Annotated in this window: 17 protein-coding genes; 16 read left to right on the top strand and 1 reads right to left on the bottom strand. The window is 53.0% G+C overall.

Annotated features, from left to right (window positions below):
- Window positions 1–60 precede the first annotated feature (60 nt).
- Genes fapR through rnc form a run of 6 tightly spaced genes read left to right on the top strand, consistent with a single transcriptional unit; the run spans window position 61 to window position 4,428 of the window.
- A complete protein-coding gene (gene fapR / locus KNP92_RS08340) occupies window positions 61–630 on the top strand; it encodes a transcription factor FapR (RefSeq protein ID WP_214839396.1) in 570 nt (189 codons plus the stop codon).
- Window positions 627–1,622: a phosphate acyltransferase PlsX gene (gene plsX / locus KNP92_RS08335; RefSeq protein WP_214839395.1), complete on the top strand. Its 996-nt coding sequence runs from the start codon at window positions 627–629 to the stop codon at window positions 1,620–1,622. The genes fapR and plsX overlap by 4 nt, the downstream gene beginning before the upstream one ends.
- 18 nt (window positions 1,623–1,640) lie before the next feature.
- Complete coding sequence (gene fabD, locus KNP92_RS08330; protein WP_214839393.1) at window positions 1,641–2,561, top strand: ACP S-malonyltransferase; 921 nt, start codon at window positions 1,641–1,643, stop codon at window positions 2,559–2,561.
- Window positions 2,554–3,294, top strand: a complete 741-nt coding sequence (fabG, locus tag KNP92_RS08325; protein ID WP_214839391.1) for a 3-oxoacyl-[acyl-carrier-protein] reductase — start codon at window positions 2,554–2,556, stop codon at window positions 3,292–3,294. The genes fabD and fabG overlap by 8 nt, the downstream gene beginning before the upstream one ends.
- A 58-nt stretch (window positions 3,295–3,352) precedes the next feature.
- Window positions 3,353–3,592, top strand: coding sequence for an acyl carrier protein (acpP, locus tag KNP92_RS08320; RefSeq protein ID WP_034808956.1), 240 nt, complete (start codon window positions 3,353–3,355; stop codon window positions 3,590–3,592).
- A gap of 56 nt (window positions 3,593–3,648) precedes the next feature.
- Window positions 3,649–4,428 carry a ribonuclease III gene (rnc, locus tag KNP92_RS08315; protein ID WP_214839389.1) on the top strand — a complete coding sequence of 260 codons (780 nt, stop codon included), beginning with the start codon at window positions 3,649–3,651 and terminating at the stop codon, window positions 4,426–4,428.
- 28 nt (window positions 4,429–4,456) lie between these two features.
- Here rnc and KNP92_RS08310 read toward each other — a convergent pair whose 3' ends face one another.
- Complete coding sequence (locus KNP92_RS08310; protein WP_034808954.1) at window positions 4,457–4,651, bottom strand: DUF1128 family protein; 195 nt, start codon at window positions 4,649–4,651, stop codon at window positions 4,457–4,459.
- Between the two features lie 115 nt (window positions 4,652–4,766).
- Here KNP92_RS08310 and smc point away from each other — a divergent pair, with 115 nt between their 5' ends.
- The 10 genes from smc to ylqF all read left to right on the top strand — a co-directional run bounded on the left by smc (window position 4,767) and on the right by ylqF (window position 14,691).
- Window positions 4,767–8,324: a chromosome segregation protein SMC gene (smc, locus tag KNP92_RS08305; protein WP_214839387.1), complete on the top strand. Its 3,558-nt coding sequence runs from the start codon at window positions 4,767–4,769 to the stop codon at window positions 8,322–8,324.
- Window positions 8,321–9,322, top strand: coding sequence for a signal recognition particle-docking protein FtsY (ftsY, locus tag KNP92_RS08300; protein WP_214839385.1), 1,002 nt, complete (start codon window positions 8,321–8,323; stop codon window positions 9,320–9,322). The genes smc and ftsY overlap by 4 nt, the downstream gene beginning before the upstream one ends.
- A gap of 96 nt (window positions 9,323–9,418) precedes the next feature.
- Complete coding sequence (locus KNP92_RS08295; protein WP_214839383.1) at window positions 9,419–9,742, top strand: putative DNA-binding protein; 324 nt, start codon at window positions 9,419–9,421, stop codon at window positions 9,740–9,742.
- A gap of 11 nt (window positions 9,743–9,753) precedes the next feature.
- Window positions 9,754–11,094 (top strand): signal recognition particle protein, encoded by a 1,341-nt coding sequence (gene ffh, locus KNP92_RS08290; RefSeq protein WP_214839382.1) that lies wholly within the window; start codon window positions 9,754–9,756, stop codon window positions 11,092–11,094.
- 82 nt (window positions 11,095–11,176) lie between these two features.
- Window positions 11,177–11,452: a 30S ribosomal protein S16 gene (gene rpsP / locus KNP92_RS08285; RefSeq protein WP_214839381.1), complete on the top strand. Its 276-nt coding sequence runs from the start codon at window positions 11,177–11,179 to the stop codon at window positions 11,450–11,452.
- A 52-nt stretch (window positions 11,453–11,504) separates the two neighbouring features.
- Entirely contained in the window at window positions 11,505–12,020 is a 516-nt protein-coding gene (gene rimM, locus KNP92_RS08280; protein WP_034808938.1) for a ribosome maturation factor RimM, read from the top strand.
- Window positions 12,010–12,726: a tRNA (guanosine(37)-N1)-methyltransferase TrmD gene (gene trmD / locus KNP92_RS08275; RefSeq protein ID WP_214839380.1), complete on the top strand. Its 717-nt coding sequence runs from the start codon at window positions 12,010–12,012 to the stop codon at window positions 12,724–12,726. Before rimM ends, trmD begins: the two co-directional genes overlap by 11 nt.
- A 113-nt stretch (window positions 12,727–12,839) precedes the next feature.
- Entirely contained in the window at window positions 12,840–13,193 is a 354-nt protein-coding gene (rplS, locus tag KNP92_RS08270; RefSeq protein WP_024370083.1) for a 50S ribosomal protein L19, read from the top strand.
- 82 nt (window positions 13,194–13,275) lie between these two features.
- Window positions 13,276–13,818: a signal peptidase I gene (gene lepB, locus KNP92_RS08265; protein ID WP_214839379.1), complete on the top strand. Its 543-nt coding sequence runs from the start codon at window positions 13,276–13,278 to the stop codon at window positions 13,816–13,818.
- Window positions 13,819–13,830: 12 nt separating this feature from the next.
- Complete coding sequence (gene ylqF, locus KNP92_RS08260; protein ID WP_214839378.1) at window positions 13,831–14,691, top strand: ribosome biogenesis GTPase YlqF; 861 nt, start codon at window positions 13,831–13,833, stop codon at window positions 14,689–14,691.
- The last annotated feature ends 2 nt before the right edge of the window (window positions 14,692–14,693 follow it).

Genomic DNA, 14,693 nt, shown 5'->3' with positions numbered 1-14,693 from the left:
ATATACTGCTATTAGTACCAGGTATTAAGTTCTTTAGCATAGAGTTTAGGAGGGAACTGAATGCGGGTACCTAAGAAAGAGCGGCAGCGCTTGCTGCAAGAAACGATTGAACAAAACCCGTTCATCAAGGACGACGAACTATCTAAACAGTTCGCTGTCAGCATTCAAACGATTCGACTTGACCGGATGGAACTAAAGATTCCTGAAGTGCGGGAACGAATCAAGCACGTTGCTTCAGAACACCTCGATGAAGTGAAGTCGCTCGCGATGAGCGAGGTCATCGGTGATATGATTGACTTGAAACTTGACGAATCGGCCATCTCGGTCCTCGACATAGAGCGAGAACACGTCTTTAACCGCAATGAAATCGCCCGGGGGCACGTTTTGTTCGCCCAGGCCAACTCGTTAGCGGTGGCGCTCATTAATGATGAATTGGCGTTGACCACTAAAGCGGAAATCCGATTTAGTCGCCAAGTACATCTCAGTGAGCGAGTCGTTGCCAAGGCTCGTGTGATCAAACTGCGTCGAGACGGACGGACGGACGTCACAGTGGATAGTTATGTCGGCGATGAGTGTGTCTTTAGCGGAGACTTTACGATTTATCGTCGCGGTGAGGAGGAACAAGCATGAAGTTAGCAATCGATGCAATGGGTGGGGATCATGCCCCAAAAGCGATCGTGGAAGGCGTCAAGCAATTCGTTGACCGCTTCCCGAACGAACAAATGGAACTCTTTTTAGTCGGGGACGCGGTAAAACTCGCTTCCTATGGGTTGACAGATCCACGGGTCACAATCGTGCCTGCAAGTGAAGTCATCACCGGAGAAGACGAGCCGGTCCGGGCGGTTCGCCGTAAAAAAGATAGCTCGCTCGTCGTAGCGGCACAACTCGTGAAAGACGGGAAGGCCGATGCGCTCGTGTCAGCAGGTAATACTGGGGCGCTCATGGCGGTCTCGTTATTCGTCATCGGACGGATTCCTGGAATCGAACGCCCGGCGCTATCGCCAACGTTCCCTACATACACGGGAAGCGGCGTCGTCATTTTAGATGTCGGGGCGAACCCGGACGCGAAAGCTGAACATTTGGTTGACTACGCTATCATGGGCTCGCTCTTTGCGGAACATGTTCGAGGCGTCAGTCGCCCACGTGTCGCGCTCCTCAACATCGGGACCGAGGCAGGGAAAGGAAATGCGCTGACGAAAGAAGCGTTCCCCCTCCTTGAACAAGCACCGGTCCACTTCGTCGGGAACGTCGAAGCACGAGATGCGATGTCAGGGGACGTAGACGTCATCGTGACTGAAGGGTTCGCCGGAAACATTTTATTGAAAGGTGTCGAAGGTTCTTCGTCGATGCTCATGAAGATGATGAAAGAGCAGTTCACGAGCGACATCGTCTCGAAGCTTGCCGCTCTCGTCTTAAAACCGAAGTTGAAAAAATTGAAACAAACGCTAGATTACCGTGAGCATGGCGGAGCCGGATTGTTTGGCATCAACGCGCCTGTCATCAAAGCCCACGGATCGAGTGACGCCCTCGCCATCATGAGTGCGCTTAAACAAGCAAAAATCATGGTGGAACACGAGGTCGTCGCCAAAATCAAACAAGCCACTGCGAAGTCTGCAGACTAACGTAAAGAAGGTGAGTACATGGGGAAAACAGCATGGATTTTTCCGGGACAAGGGTCACAAGCCGTCGGCATGGGCCAAACGTTCCTAGATCGTCCTGAAACGCTACAAACGATCGGGCGTCGTCTCGGGTTTGACTTACTCAATGTAATGGCAGCCGGGTCGAAAGAAGAACTTCAACAGACTGAGGTGGCCCAACCGGCAATCGTGGCGCATGCGGCATCGCTCGCACTCGCGTACAAGGAGACCGGCGCAACACCGGATGTCGTGATTGGTCACAGCGTCGGAGAATATGCGGCACTCGTTATCGCGGGCGTCGTCGATTTGGAAGAGGCGAGCGTTCTCGTACGTGAACGCGGGAAACTCATGTCCGAGGTGAAAGACGGAACGATGGCAGCCGTCATCGGGATGACCGATGTCGCTGAAGCGTTCCACGTCACCGAAAAAATCAGTGCTAGCGGTAACCTTGTACAAATCGCCAACTATAACTGTCCGGGTCAATTCGTCATCTCGGGACATGTCGACGCCATCAAACAAGCAGAGACGGAACTGAAGGCAGCGGGCGCGAAGCGCGTCTTGCCGCTCGACGTTTCGGGCGCGTTCCATAGCGCCTATATGATGCCGGCGGCGACGCGTTTCAAAGACGTCTTGGCTTCGTCACCGTTTAAGACGGCGTCCATCGGAATCGTCTCGAACGTTGATGCCGATGTCCACACGGACCCGGAAAAGCTAAAAGCGTTACTTGCCGAGCAACTGTACGCCTCGGTTCGCTTTGAGGACTGTGTCCGGAAAGCGATCGACGCAGGCGTCGATACGTTCATCGAATTCGGTCCGAGTTCGCCCCTTTCTGGGTTGATTAAGCGAATCGACAAGAGCGTGACGCTCAAGCAAGTGACGACGTTAGAGGAAGTGGCATCGTTAGGAGGAGAAGTGCGTGCGTGACCATGTAGCCATCGTGACCGGCGCGTCCCGAGGAATCGGTGCCGCCATCGCGAAGCGTTTAGGGGAGGACGGCTTTCGGGTCGTCGTGAATTACTCGGGTAGTGTAGATAAAGCGAATGCGGTCGTGGCCGCAATCGAAGCAAATGGTGGCGAGGCGATTGCGGTCCAAGCCGACGTCTCAAACGCCGAAGACGTGAAAGCGCTCGTGAAGACGACAGTCGATACGTTCGGTCGCCTCGACTGTCTCGTGAATAACGCCGGCATTACGCGTGACGGATTGCTCATGCGCATGAAAGAGGCCGATTTTGATGATGTGCTCTCGACGAACTTGAAAGGGGCGTTCTTGACGTCACAAGCCGTGACACGCCCGCTCCTCAAGTCATCAGCTGGCCGCATCATCAACATCGCTTCGGTCGTCGGCATTACTGGGAACGCCGGACAGGCGAACTATGCGGCGGCAAAAGCGGGACTCATCGGGTTGACGAAATCGGTCGCCCGCGAACTCGCTGGCCGTCACGTGACAGTCAATGCCGTTTGTCCTGGATTCATCGAGACCGATATGACGGATGCGCTCACAGAAGCACAGCGTGACGCGACGCTCGGGCAAATCCCGTTCAACCGTTTCGGTCAAGTCGAAGAAGTGGCGAACCTCGTTTCGTTCCTCGCCTCAGACAAAGCCGCTTATGTCACCGGTCAAACGATTGCCGTTGACGGCGGCATGACAATGGCGTAAAACAGAACTTTACCAATCACAACACATTTTATATACTTTAATCTGGAGGGATTTTATCATGACAAAAGAACAAATCTTAGTAGACGTACAAGCAGCAGTAGCCGAGAAACTCGGAGTAGACGTGGCAGAAGTAACGGCCGACAAATCGTTCAAAGACGACCTCGGCGCGGACTCGCTCGAAGTGATGGAAATGGTCATGGACCTTGAAGACAAGTTCGACATCACAATCGAAGACGAAGATGCAGAGAAACTCGCGACTGTCGGCGATGTTGTCGCTTATATCGAAACAAAAGTGTAATCCAGCTTCCCACCGCTCGTTCCGAGCGGTGGGCATGCTTCTATTTGGAGGGAACTATGACAAAAGACAAACGACGGTTTGACCGTCAAGGGTCGGCACAGCGGCGCCGACGAAACGAAATCGAACGGGCGCGGATCCTCGAGCAGTTCAACAAGCTTGAGCGACGGCTCTCGATCCATTTCGAGAATAAAGAGCTTTTGGTGCAGGCGTTCACCCATTCTTCATACGTCAATGAACAACGTGGATTGAAGAAAGACAATGAACGATTGGAGTTTTTAGGCGATGCAGTCCTCGAACTGACCGTTTCACGATTTTTGTATGAGACGTATCCGGAGCGCTCCGAGGGGGAATTAACGAAGTTACGTGCGGCCATCGTGTGTGAGCCTTCGCTCGTTAACTTTGCCGAAGCTTACGCTTTCTCTGAGTTCATCTTGCTTGGGAAGGGAGAAGAGTTGACGGGCGGGCGCAAACGTCCGGCGTTGCTCGCTGATGTATTCGAGTCTTACATCGGCGCACTCTATCTCGACCAAGGAATTGAGCCAGTCGAACAGTTCCTCGCCGAAGCGGTTTTTCCGAAAGTCTTGGCCGGTGTGTTTGAAGAACAGACGGATTATAAGAGTCAATTGCAAGAAAGTGTCCAGCGAGAAGGACTCGGTCCGGTCTCGTATACGATCATCGAAGAACGCGGTCCGGCCCATAGCCGGGAGTTCGTCGCGCACGCCCGTTTGTCTGACGATATTGTCGGAGAAGGGGTCGGTCGATCGAAGAAGGAAGCAGAACAGATTGCCGCGAAAGAGGCGTTAATCGAATTCAACCGGCGCTACGCCGACCTATAAAAAAAGTGAGCCGCGCGGCTCACTTTTTTTAATTCAATTGTCCGAGTTCCTCGACGATGCCGTCGACTTCAGAGATGGAGAGCGATGAGCGGTTCATCACGTAATCATAAATCTCTTTCACTGCCGAGCTGTCGGCCCGATTATATTCTTCGGCTTTGATGGCGCCGCGGTTGATGATGTTCATTTTATCGAGAATCGCCTCGATCATTTGTTCGTTCGTCATGTGTCGTACCCCTTTCTACAGTTCTTTTAAGAATAGCATGATTCTAGCATTTTGACGAACCGTCAACTGTGGTAAAATAAACGAATGAATGCTTACTGAGGATAGGATGGTCACGATGCACTTAAAACGAATCGAACTCGCTGGCTTTAAATCATTTGCCAAGCGGATAGAACTAGATTTCCGTCCTGGCGTCACGGCGGTCGTTGGACCGAACGGGAGCGGGAAATCAAACATATCGGACGCGGTACGCTGGGTGCTCGGGGAGCAGTCTGCCAAATCGTTGCGTGGTGCGAAGATGGAAGATGTCATCTTCGCCGGTAGTGAAGGAGAGAATCATCGGAACGTCGCTGAAGTGACGCTCATCCTTGATAACTCGGACGCCCACCTGCGGCTTCCGTATGAAGAAGTGAGCGTGACGCGACGCGTATCAAGAAGCGGAGATAGCGATTACTACATGAATAAAAAGCCGTGTCGTTTAAAAGACGTCCTCGATTTATTCATGGATACAGGGCTTTCCCGTGATGCGTTCGCCATTATCGGCCAAGGCCGGGTCGAGCAAGTCATCTCTGGAAAGCCGGAAGATCGCCGTGCCGTCATCGAAGAGGCGGCTGGGGTACTGAAATATCGTCAACGGAAGAAGCAAGCCGAGCGCAAGCTTCAAGATACAGAACTCAATTTGTCTCGGGTCGACGACATTTTGTACGAGCTTGCCGATCGCGTCGAGCCACTCCGAGAGCAAGCGGCGCTCGCCCGGGAATATCAAGTCGCGAAAGCGCGACACGACGAACTCGAGACGGGCATCCTCGGAGCCGAAATTACCGAACTTGCTCAAACGTTAACGACGTGCAAGACAGACCTTGACGCGGCGACGAAGGAAGCGACACGCCTGAACGAATCGCTCGTTGCGCTACAAGCCGAACGAGCCGAACTCGAAGTAAAGCTGGCGGATAAACGGGATATGCTCGAATCGACTCATCAAGCCGAGCGGTCACAGGCGACCGAACTCGAGCGATTGGTCGGAGAAATCAACTTGGCACAAGCACGTGAAGAGCATGGAGCCGAGACGAAAGAACGACTCGAACGTCAACGTGAAGAGTTGGCAACCGAACTCGATCAGCTCGAGGCACGTCTTTCGGTCGCACAAGCCGATATGGCGACGAAACGGTCAACGCTCGAGGCGGCCGACGTGTCACGTTCCGAGCTTGACGAAAAGCTCGTGGCGGCATCTCGTGACTTTGAAGCGGAGATTGAACAACTCCAAAGTGAGGCGTTCGAACTTGCAACGACCCGGGCCACTCTGACGAATCAGCAAAAGCGTGAGGAGCGGGATATCGAACAAGCGCGTGAAGCGACCGAACGTCTGTTGCGTGAGAATAAAGACCGACTTGACGTTCGAAGTGAGCAGGCGACCGCGCTCGAGGCAGAGCGCAAGCGGCTTGAAGCAGGACGAGCGGCATGGCAACAATTGCTCGAACGCGAAGACGAGATGACGTCTCAGGAGCGCACATTGCGTGAGAAATTGACGCGTGCCGAGCAGTCGTATCACGACCTCGACCGTCGTCGTCAAAAAACCGAAGACCGCATCGATATGCTCGAGCGCATGAAACAATCGTATGAAGGCTACTTCCATGCCGTCAAATTTGTGTTGAAAGACCGTGGACCGGGCGTCCTCGGTGCCGTGGCTGAATTGATTCAAGTCCTCCCGTCTTACGAGGCAGCAATCGAGACGGCGCTCGGACAGACGCAACAACATATCGTCGTCGCTGACGAGGCGGTCGGTCGGCGTGAGATTGACAAGTTACGCCGGGCGAACGCCGGTCGGGCGACATTCGTCCCGATGACGACGGTGAAAGAGCGGTATGTACCGAGTGAAGTCGTCCATCGGCTCGAATCGATGGACGGGTTCGTCGGCGTCGCCGCTGACCTCGTCACGACAGACGATCAATTTGATCGACTGAAGCGGTCACTCCTTGGCGCCGTCGTCGTCGCGGAGACGCTTGAAGTGGCGAACCGAATCGCCCAGGCGACGGGTTATCGTTACCGCATCGTCACCCTCGACGGAGACATCGTCAACGTCGGCGGTTCGATGACAGGCGGTAGCCGGAAGCAAGGCGTGGCGTTGTTCACCCAGTCACGCGAGCTCGATGACTTGAAGCAAGGGCTGACACAAGGTCTAGCCATGCTCCACGAGCAACAATTGCGCGTCACGGAGTATACGGACGAGATAAAACGGCTCGAGGTGGACTTAGCCACGTTGCGGTTAGAGAAGCGTGAGCAAGAGGCCGCTCTTCGCGAACGCGAGACGGCTTATCGTGAACTCGAACGCATCAGTCAAGACGCGAAAGCCCAACTCGAACTGTTCGACCATGAGATGAATCGATACGCTCGGACGATTGACACGTCGACGTCAGAACTCGCACGTCTGACCGAAGACATCACGGCCACGTCGGCGAAAGAAGCGACACTTCGAACACAACTCGAGGCGCTTCGAGTCGAACAAGCCAAGAGCGTCGAGACGACGGGAGAACTGCGGGAGCGGCTTCGTCAATCTGAACTCGACCGGCAACGTCATGCACTCGAATTTGAACGGGTCGAGGCGGAAGTGGAACGTTTCGAGCAAGAGCGGATGAAACTGACCGAGCGAATCGGACAAATCGTGGCCGAACTCGAACGTCTTGCGACCGGAAAAATTGTCTCGTCTGCTGAACTCCGGGTCACCCATGAGGCAGCGCGCGTTGAGATGGAAGCGCTCAAACGTCAAATCGAGGACGAGACGGCTTCCCTTAAAGCACTCGAAGAATCCCATCGGATTCTCCGTCAACGTGAGCAGCAAGCAGCGGAAGTACTTCGTCGCTCCGAGAGTGACGTCCGGAAAATCGAGGCGACACGACACGAGCTCGAGTTGAAACGACAGTGGAAACTCGATGCCCTCGAAGAACGCGGACTCGTCTTCGAACTCCTCCCGGCCCTTGAAATCGATCTCGACGAGGCACGAGAGGAATTCAAGCTGCTCGTTCGTCAAATTGAGGAGATTGGACCGGTCAATATCAATGCGATTGAAGAGTTTGAAGTTGTCAATGAACGTTTCACGTTCTTGTCGGAACAGCGAGACGACCTCGTCAGTGCGAAAGAAGACCTTTACGCCATCATTTCGGAGATGGACCAAGAAGTGACACGACTTTTCAGCGAGACGTATACGTCGGTTCGCACGCATTTCAAACAGACGTTCATCGAACTGTTCGGGGGTGGCGAAGCGGACTTGAAATTAGTCGATGCGCATGACTTGCTCAATACCGGGATCGACATTGTCGCCAAGCCGCCGGGCAAGAAATTGCAGACGCTCAGCCTGCTCTCGGGCGGCGAACGCGCGCTGACTGCGATTGCGTTGTTATTTGCCATCTTGAAGACGCGACCGGTGCCGTTTTGTGTCCTTGACGAAGTCGAGGCGGCACTCGACGAGGCGAACGTCCATCGCTTCGGTGAATACGTCCGTACGCTCTCGATCGATACACAATTCGTCATCATCACGCACCGTAAAGGGACGATGGAGGCGGCCGACACGCTCTATGGCGTGACGATGCAACAAAACGGGGTCTCCGAGGTGCTCTCGGTCGAACTGGCCGAGGCGAAGCGCGTCGTCGAGACAGAACAAGAGATGGAGGAATTGACTTGAGTTTTTTTAAGAAGCTAAAAGATAAATTGACGACCTCGACCCAGGAGGTTTCGCAAAAGTTTACAGACGGGTTGACGAAGACGCGTGACGGGTTCGCAAGTGCCGTCAACGACCTCGTCTATCGTTTTCGCGAGGTCGATGAGGACTTCTTCGATGAACTCGAAGACTTGCTCATCCAAGCGGACGTCGGGGTGACGACGACGATGGATCTCGTCGAAGACTTGAAAGAAGAAGTACGGCGCCGCAACTTAAAAGATCCAGCCGCCGTCCGCGACGCGCTCGTCGAGGTCGTCGCGAAGCGTCTTCAAGAGGATGAGTCAGAACGTGAGCTCAACATGCAGGACGGGCTCACGGTCATCTTATTCGTCGGAGTGAACGGTGTCGGCAAGACGACGACAATCGGAAAACTCGCCCATCAATTGAAGTCTGAAGGCCGCTCGGTCATGCTCGCGGCAGGGGATACGTTCCGGGCCGGGGCCATCGATCAGCTCCAAGTATGGGGCGAGCGCGCCGGGGTGCCGGTCATCCGTCAAGCGGAAGGATCAGATCCGGCTGCGGTCGTATTTGATGCCGTTCAAGCGGCGAAGTCACGTGGCGTCGACGTCCTCATCTGTGACACGGCCGGCCGTCTTCAAAACAAGGTCAACTTGATGAAAGAACTTGAAAAAGTGAAGCGTGTCATCGAACGGGAAGTACCGAACGGTCCACATGAAGTGTTGCTCGCCCTTGACGCGACGACGGGCCAAAATGCGATGATGCAAGCGAAATCGTTCCAAGAGGCGACGAACGTGAGCGGAATCGTGCTGACAAAACTCGACGGGACGGCAAAAGGCGGCATCGTGCTCGCGATTCGAAACGAGCTCGATATCCCGGTCAAATACGTCGGTCTCGGTGAGAAAATCGATGATTTGCAACCGTTTGACCCAGAGCAGTTCGTCCTCGGTCTATTCGGTGACGTGTTTGAGGAAAAAGACCAGACAAACGATGACCTCGCCTAACTTTCACTGTTAAGAAAAAAACTTGACAAGAAGTTAGGACGGCTGTACTATTGTTAGTTGTAAAGGGATTTCACTTAACATGTGGAGGTGGAACGGATGTCGCTAGAAAAAACGAATCGGATGAACTACTTATTCGATTTTTATCAGGCGCTTCTCACACCGAAACAGCGCAACTATATGTCTCTTTATTACCTAGATGACTTTTCGCTCGGAGAAATTGCCGAAGAGTTCGAAGTCAGCCGTCAAGCGGTCTACGATAACATAAAGCGCACGGAAACGATGCTCGAGCAGTACGAAGAAAAGCTCGGTCTGTTCGAGAAATACGAACAGCGCCAGCAGTTGCTTCAGACGCTCAAACGTCAAGTCGGGACGAGTCCTGACGTGACAGCGACGATTTCAGCGCTTGAGAATTTAGAGTAGGGGGCTGGAGCATGGCATTTGAAGGATTATCAGAACGATTGCAGGCGTCTCTTGCGAAGATGCGCGGCAAAGGGAAAATCTCGGAGGCAGACGTCAAAGAGATGATGCGTGAAGTTCGCCTCGCGCTCCTTGAAGCCGATGTCAACTTCAAAGTCGTCAAACAGTTCGTCAACGACGTGAAAGAACGGGCCATCGGCCAAGACGTCATGAAATCGTTGACGCCAGGACAGCAAGTCGTCAAAATCGTTCACGATGAATTAACGACTTTGATGGGTAGCGACGTCGTCCCAATCACCTTTAGCCAAAAACCGCCGACGGTCGTCATGATGGTCGGATTACAAGGTGCGGGGAAAACGACAACGACCGGAAAGCTCGCGAACTTGATTCGCAAAAAGCATAACCGGAGTCCGCTTCTCGTCGCGGCCGATATATATCGTCCTGCGGCCATCAAGCAACTTGAGACGCTCGGCAAGCAACTCGATTTACCGGTCTTCTCCCTCGGAGATCAAGTGAAACCGGAAGAGATTGTGACGCAAGCGCTTGAGTACGCAAAAACGAATCATCACGACTTCGTGTTGATAGATACGGCCGGTCGCCTTCACATTGACGAGACGCTCATGGGTGAGCTCGAAAACGTGAAAACGATTGCCAAACCAAATGAAATCTTCCTCGTCGTCGATGCGATGACGGGACAAGATGCGGTCAATGTGGCCGACAGCTTCAATGATTTGCTCGGAATTACCGGCGTCGTGCTCACGAAGCTCGACGGTGATACGCGTGGTGGGGCAGCCCTTTCAATTAAGGCAGTCACGGGAGCGCCGATTAAGTTCGTCGGTCTCGGTGAAAAGTTGGATGCCCTCGAACCATTCCATCCGGAACGCATGGCGTCACGGATTCTTGGGATGGGTGACGTGCTCACGCTCATTGAAAAAGCCGAGTCGCAGATGGACCAAGATGCCGCCAAAGAGCTCGAGAGCAAAATGCGCGATGCATCATTCACGTTCGATGATTTTATCGAGCAATTGGGTCAAGTGAAAAACATGGGCCCGATTGATGAGTTACTTTCGATGTTACCTGGTGCAGGTAAGATGAAAGGGTTGAAGAACGTCCAAATCGACGAGAAACAACTCGATCACGTCGAAGCGATTATCCGCTCGATGACAAAGCATGAGCGCGCTCATCCTGAAGTGCTCAATGCGAGTCGTCGTAAACGAATCGCAAAAGGAAGCGGTCGCTCCATCCAGGAAGTGAACCGTCTCATCAAACAGTTCGACGACATGAAGAAGCTGATGAAGCAAATGTCGGGACAAATGAAAGGGAAGAAAAAAGGCCTCGGTCTTCCGTTCTTCTAAAGAAACCTTTTGTCAGTCGGACAAAAAAGCAGTATACTATTAAAGTTGTCAATTCTTAAACACATGATGGAGGTATATTACCATGGCAGTTAAAATTCGTCTTAAGCGCATGGGCGCAAAAAAATCACCTTTCTACCGGATCGTTGTCGCTGATTCACGTTCACCACGTGACGGTCGTTTCATCGAGCAAGTAGGATACTACAACCCGGTTGCAAAACCAGAGGCAGACGTTCGCATCGACGAAGAACTCGCACTCAAATGGTTGGCAGACGGCGCGAAGCCATCTGACACAGTTCGTAACTTGTTCTCTAAAGCAGGGATCATGGAGAAATTCCACAACGCGAAAAACGCGAAGTAAGCCTGTGGCCGACCTTATATGAGGTCGGCCTATTTTTATGAGGAGGGATAGAATGGATTGGTTGTACGTTGGAAAAATCGCCAACACCCATGGGTTAAAAGGCGAAGTGAAGATTTTGGCTGCGACAGACTTCCCGGAAGAACGGTTCAAAAAAGGGAACACGCTCTTCCTCGACGTCGATGGGAAGAAGCAAGAGATGACCATCACGACGTATCGTCCACATAAGCAGTTCCATCTCGTCACGTTCAAAGGGTTCGAGAACATCAACCACGTTGAGAAGTATAAAGGGATGAAGCTATACGTCCACGCCGAACATGTGCACGAGCTCCCAGAGCACGAGTTTTATTACCATGAGATTATCGGTTGCGACGTCGTCGTCGACGGTGAAGTCATCGGTGTCGTCGATGACATTTTCGAGACGGGCGCGAACGACGTCTGGGTCATCAAACGACCTGGAAAGTCTGATGCGTTGATTCCGTACATCGAGTCGGTCGTCAGTGAAATTGACGTCGAGGCGAAACGAGTCGTCATCACCCCGATTCCGGGAATGATTGAAGATGAAGATTGATGTGTTGACGCTCTTCCCCGAAATGTTCGCCCCGCTCGACCATTCGATTGTCGGGCGAGCGAAGGGGCTCGGGCAAGTCGACATCGGCTTTACGAACTTTCGAGACTTCTCGACGAACAAACACCATAAAGTTGATGACTATCCGTACGGGGGCGGTGCCGGCATGCTGTTGACGCCGCAACCGATCTTTGATGCGTTCGCCTCGCTTAATGCCTCGCGTCCGCGTGTGATTGTCACGACGCCGACCGGCCGACCGTTCACCCAACGAATTGCCGAGGAATGGGCGGAGGAAGACCATCTCGTCTTTCTATGCGGGCATTACGAAGGATTTGACCAACGCATCCATGACGAGCTCGCGACCGATGAAGTATCGATTGGGGATTTCGTTTTGACCGGCGGCGAGCTCGCTGCCATGGTCATGATCGACGCGACCGTCCGACTGTTGCCGGACGTGTTAGGCGCGCAGGCGAGCCATGAGGATGACTCGTTCTCGACGGGCCTCCTCGAATACCCGCATTATACCCGTCCTGCTGACTTTCGAGGCTTGAAGGTACCGGACGTCCTGTTATCAGGGAACCATGCGAAAATCGAGGCGTGGCGACGTGAACAGTCATTGTTGAAGACGTATTCGCGGCGACCAGATTTGCTCGAAGCGGCCGAACTGAGCGAAAGTGATAAAATCTTCCTCGAGTCGTTGCGCGATTGAATGATTTATGCTATGTTTGAGCATGTGGGTTAAACCCACCGATTACCGATGTTCCGCTATTGGATGCCTGGGCAAATGAAGATATGAACATTGAAGAAAAAGGAGATAGATTCATGAACACACAAAAACTGTTCCGTGAAATCACAGAAGAACAATTCAAATCGGACGTACCTGCTTTCCGTCCTGGTGACACAGTACGTGTCCACGTTAAAGTCGTAGAGGGAACGCGCGAGCGTATCCAGATGTTCGAAGGCGTAGTCATCAAGCGTAAAGGTGGCGGCATCAGCGAAACATTCACAGTCCGTAAGATTTCTTACGGCGTAGGTGTTGAGCGTGCATTCCCGCTTCACTCACCACGTGTCGCGCAAATCGAAGTCGTTCGTTACGGTAAAGTCCGCCGTGCGAAACTTTACTACCTCCGCAACCTTCGCGGTAAAGCAGCACGTATTAAAGAAATCCGTCGTTAAGATGGGGATTAAGCTTGTCGCTTGCGACAAGCTTCTTTTTTTCTAGTACAATAAGTTCAAACGGATAGAGGAGTGAGGCAAGTTGAAAGAAGTGTTCAGTTGGATTAAGGCGATCGTTGTAGCGCTCGTCATCGCGTTCGTAATCCGGACGTTCATCTTTGTACCTGTCATCGTCGAAGGAGAATCGATGATGCCGACGCTCCAAAACGCCGACCGCATGATCGTCAGTAAAATCTCGAACTATATCGGAGAGCTCGATCGCGGAGACATCATCGTCTTCCACGCGACCGAATCGAAAGATTATATTAAACGCGTCATCGCCGTCCCTGGCGACACGCTCGAATATCGTGACGATACGCTCTATTTAAACGGAGAGGCGATGGAAGAGCCGTATTTGGATGACTTCCGTGCCCAAATGAACGGCTTCCCGCTCACCGAGAACTTTACACTCGAGCAAGTGACGGGCGAATCGGTCGTTCCGGACGAGTTTTACTTCGTTATGGGCGATAATCGACAAAACTCGAAAGATAGCCGTGAAATCGGCTTCGTCTCGAAAGAAGATGTCGTAGGCAAGACGAACTTCGTGTTCTGGCCACTCGATGACTTCGGGACGGTAGAAGAATAAGGTGGTGTTTGTTTGGCAATTCAATGGTTTCCTGGCCACATGGCCAAAGCAAGAAGGCAAGTAACAGAAAAGATTAAACTGATTGACGTCGTCATCGAACTCGTCGATGCGCGTGTCCCGCAGTCGAGCCGCAACCCGATGGTCGATGAGATCACTGCCGGTAAACCGCGTCTCATCGTGCTCAACAAAGCAGATATGGCCGACCCGGTCGTCACGGACGCATGGCTTCGCGCATTTAAACGTGAAGACGTCGAAGTCGTCGCGGTCGATGCGAAACATAGCAAAGGCTTGAAACAGATTATCGCGGGCTCGGAGAAGCTCATGAAAGAGAAGCATGACCGGATGCGTGAAAAAGGCCGCAACCCTGGCCCGATTCGCGGACTCATCATCGGGATTCCAAACGTCGGGAAATCGACGCTTATCAACCGCCTCGCCGGACGCAATATTGCCATCACCGGCGACCGTCCGGGTGTGACGAAGCGTCAACAATGGATCAAGATGAAAGGCGGCGAGATGGAACTGCTCGACACGCCAGGGATTCTCTGGCCGAAGTTCGAGGACCAACTCGTCGGCTATCGGTTGGCCGCGACGGGCGCTATCAAAGATGAGATTTTGAACCTCGACGATATCGCCCTCTACACGGTGCGCGCACTACGGGAACGATATCCGGATCAGTTGAAGGAACGCTTCAAACTCGACGAGCTTCCGGAAGACGGCGTCGAACTACTCGAATTGATCGGCAGGAAGCGCGGTCTCTTGAGCGGCGGACACGTCGACTTCGAGAAAGCGAGCGAACTGTTGTTGAACGAGTTGCGCCACGAAAAGATTGGTCGAATCTCACTTGAGACGCCGGCCGACCATGAGATGGCGTGAAG

Source organism: Exiguobacterium sp. s122 (genome assembly GCF_018618475.1).
Lineage (GTDB): Bacteria > Bacillota > Bacilli > Exiguobacteriales > Exiguobacteriaceae > Exiguobacterium > Exiguobacterium himgiriensis.
This window is presented reverse-complemented; position numbering and strand designations above follow the sequence as displayed.

Excerpts from the sequence above, each read along its gene's own strand:
- fapR (WP_214839396.1), top strand. The coding sequence starts at position 61 with ATGCGGGTACCTAAGAAAGAGCGGCAGCGCTTGCTGCAAGAAACGATT.
- plsX (WP_214839395.1), top strand. The coding sequence starts at position 627 with ATGAAGTTAGCAATCGATGCAATGGGTGGGGATCATGCCCCAAAAGCG.
- fabD (WP_214839393.1), top strand. The coding sequence starts at position 1,641 with ATGGGGAAAACAGCATGGATTTTTCCGGGACAAGGGTCACAAGCCGTC.
- acpP (WP_034808956.1), top strand. The coding sequence starts at position 3,353 with ATGACAAAAGAACAAATCTTAGTAGACGTACAAGCAGCAGTAGCCGAG.
- rnc (WP_214839389.1), top strand. The coding sequence starts at position 3,649 with ATGACAAAAGACAAACGACGGTTTGACCGTCAAGGGTCGGCACAGCGG.
- KNP92_RS08310 (WP_034808954.1), bottom strand. The coding sequence starts at position 4,651 with ATGACGAACGAACAAATGATCGAGGCGATTCTCGATAAAATGAACATC.
- smc (WP_214839387.1), top strand. The coding sequence starts at position 4,767 with ATGCACTTAAAACGAATCGAACTCGCTGGCTTTAAATCATTTGCCAAG.
- KNP92_RS08295 (WP_214839383.1), top strand. The coding sequence starts at position 9,419 with ATGTCGCTAGAAAAAACGAATCGGATGAACTACTTATTCGATTTTTAT.
- ffh (WP_214839382.1), top strand. The coding sequence starts at position 9,754 with ATGGCATTTGAAGGATTATCAGAACGATTGCAGGCGTCTCTTGCGAAG.
- rpsP (WP_214839381.1), top strand. The coding sequence starts at position 11,177 with ATGGCAGTTAAAATTCGTCTTAAGCGCATGGGCGCAAAAAAATCACCT.
- rimM (WP_034808938.1), top strand. The coding sequence starts at position 11,505 with ATGGATTGGTTGTACGTTGGAAAAATCGCCAACACCCATGGGTTAAAA.
- trmD (WP_214839380.1), top strand. The coding sequence starts at position 12,010 with ATGAAGATTGATGTGTTGACGCTCTTCCCCGAAATGTTCGCCCCGCTC.
- rplS (WP_024370083.1), top strand. The coding sequence starts at position 12,840 with ATGAACACACAAAAACTGTTCCGTGAAATCACAGAAGAACAATTCAAA.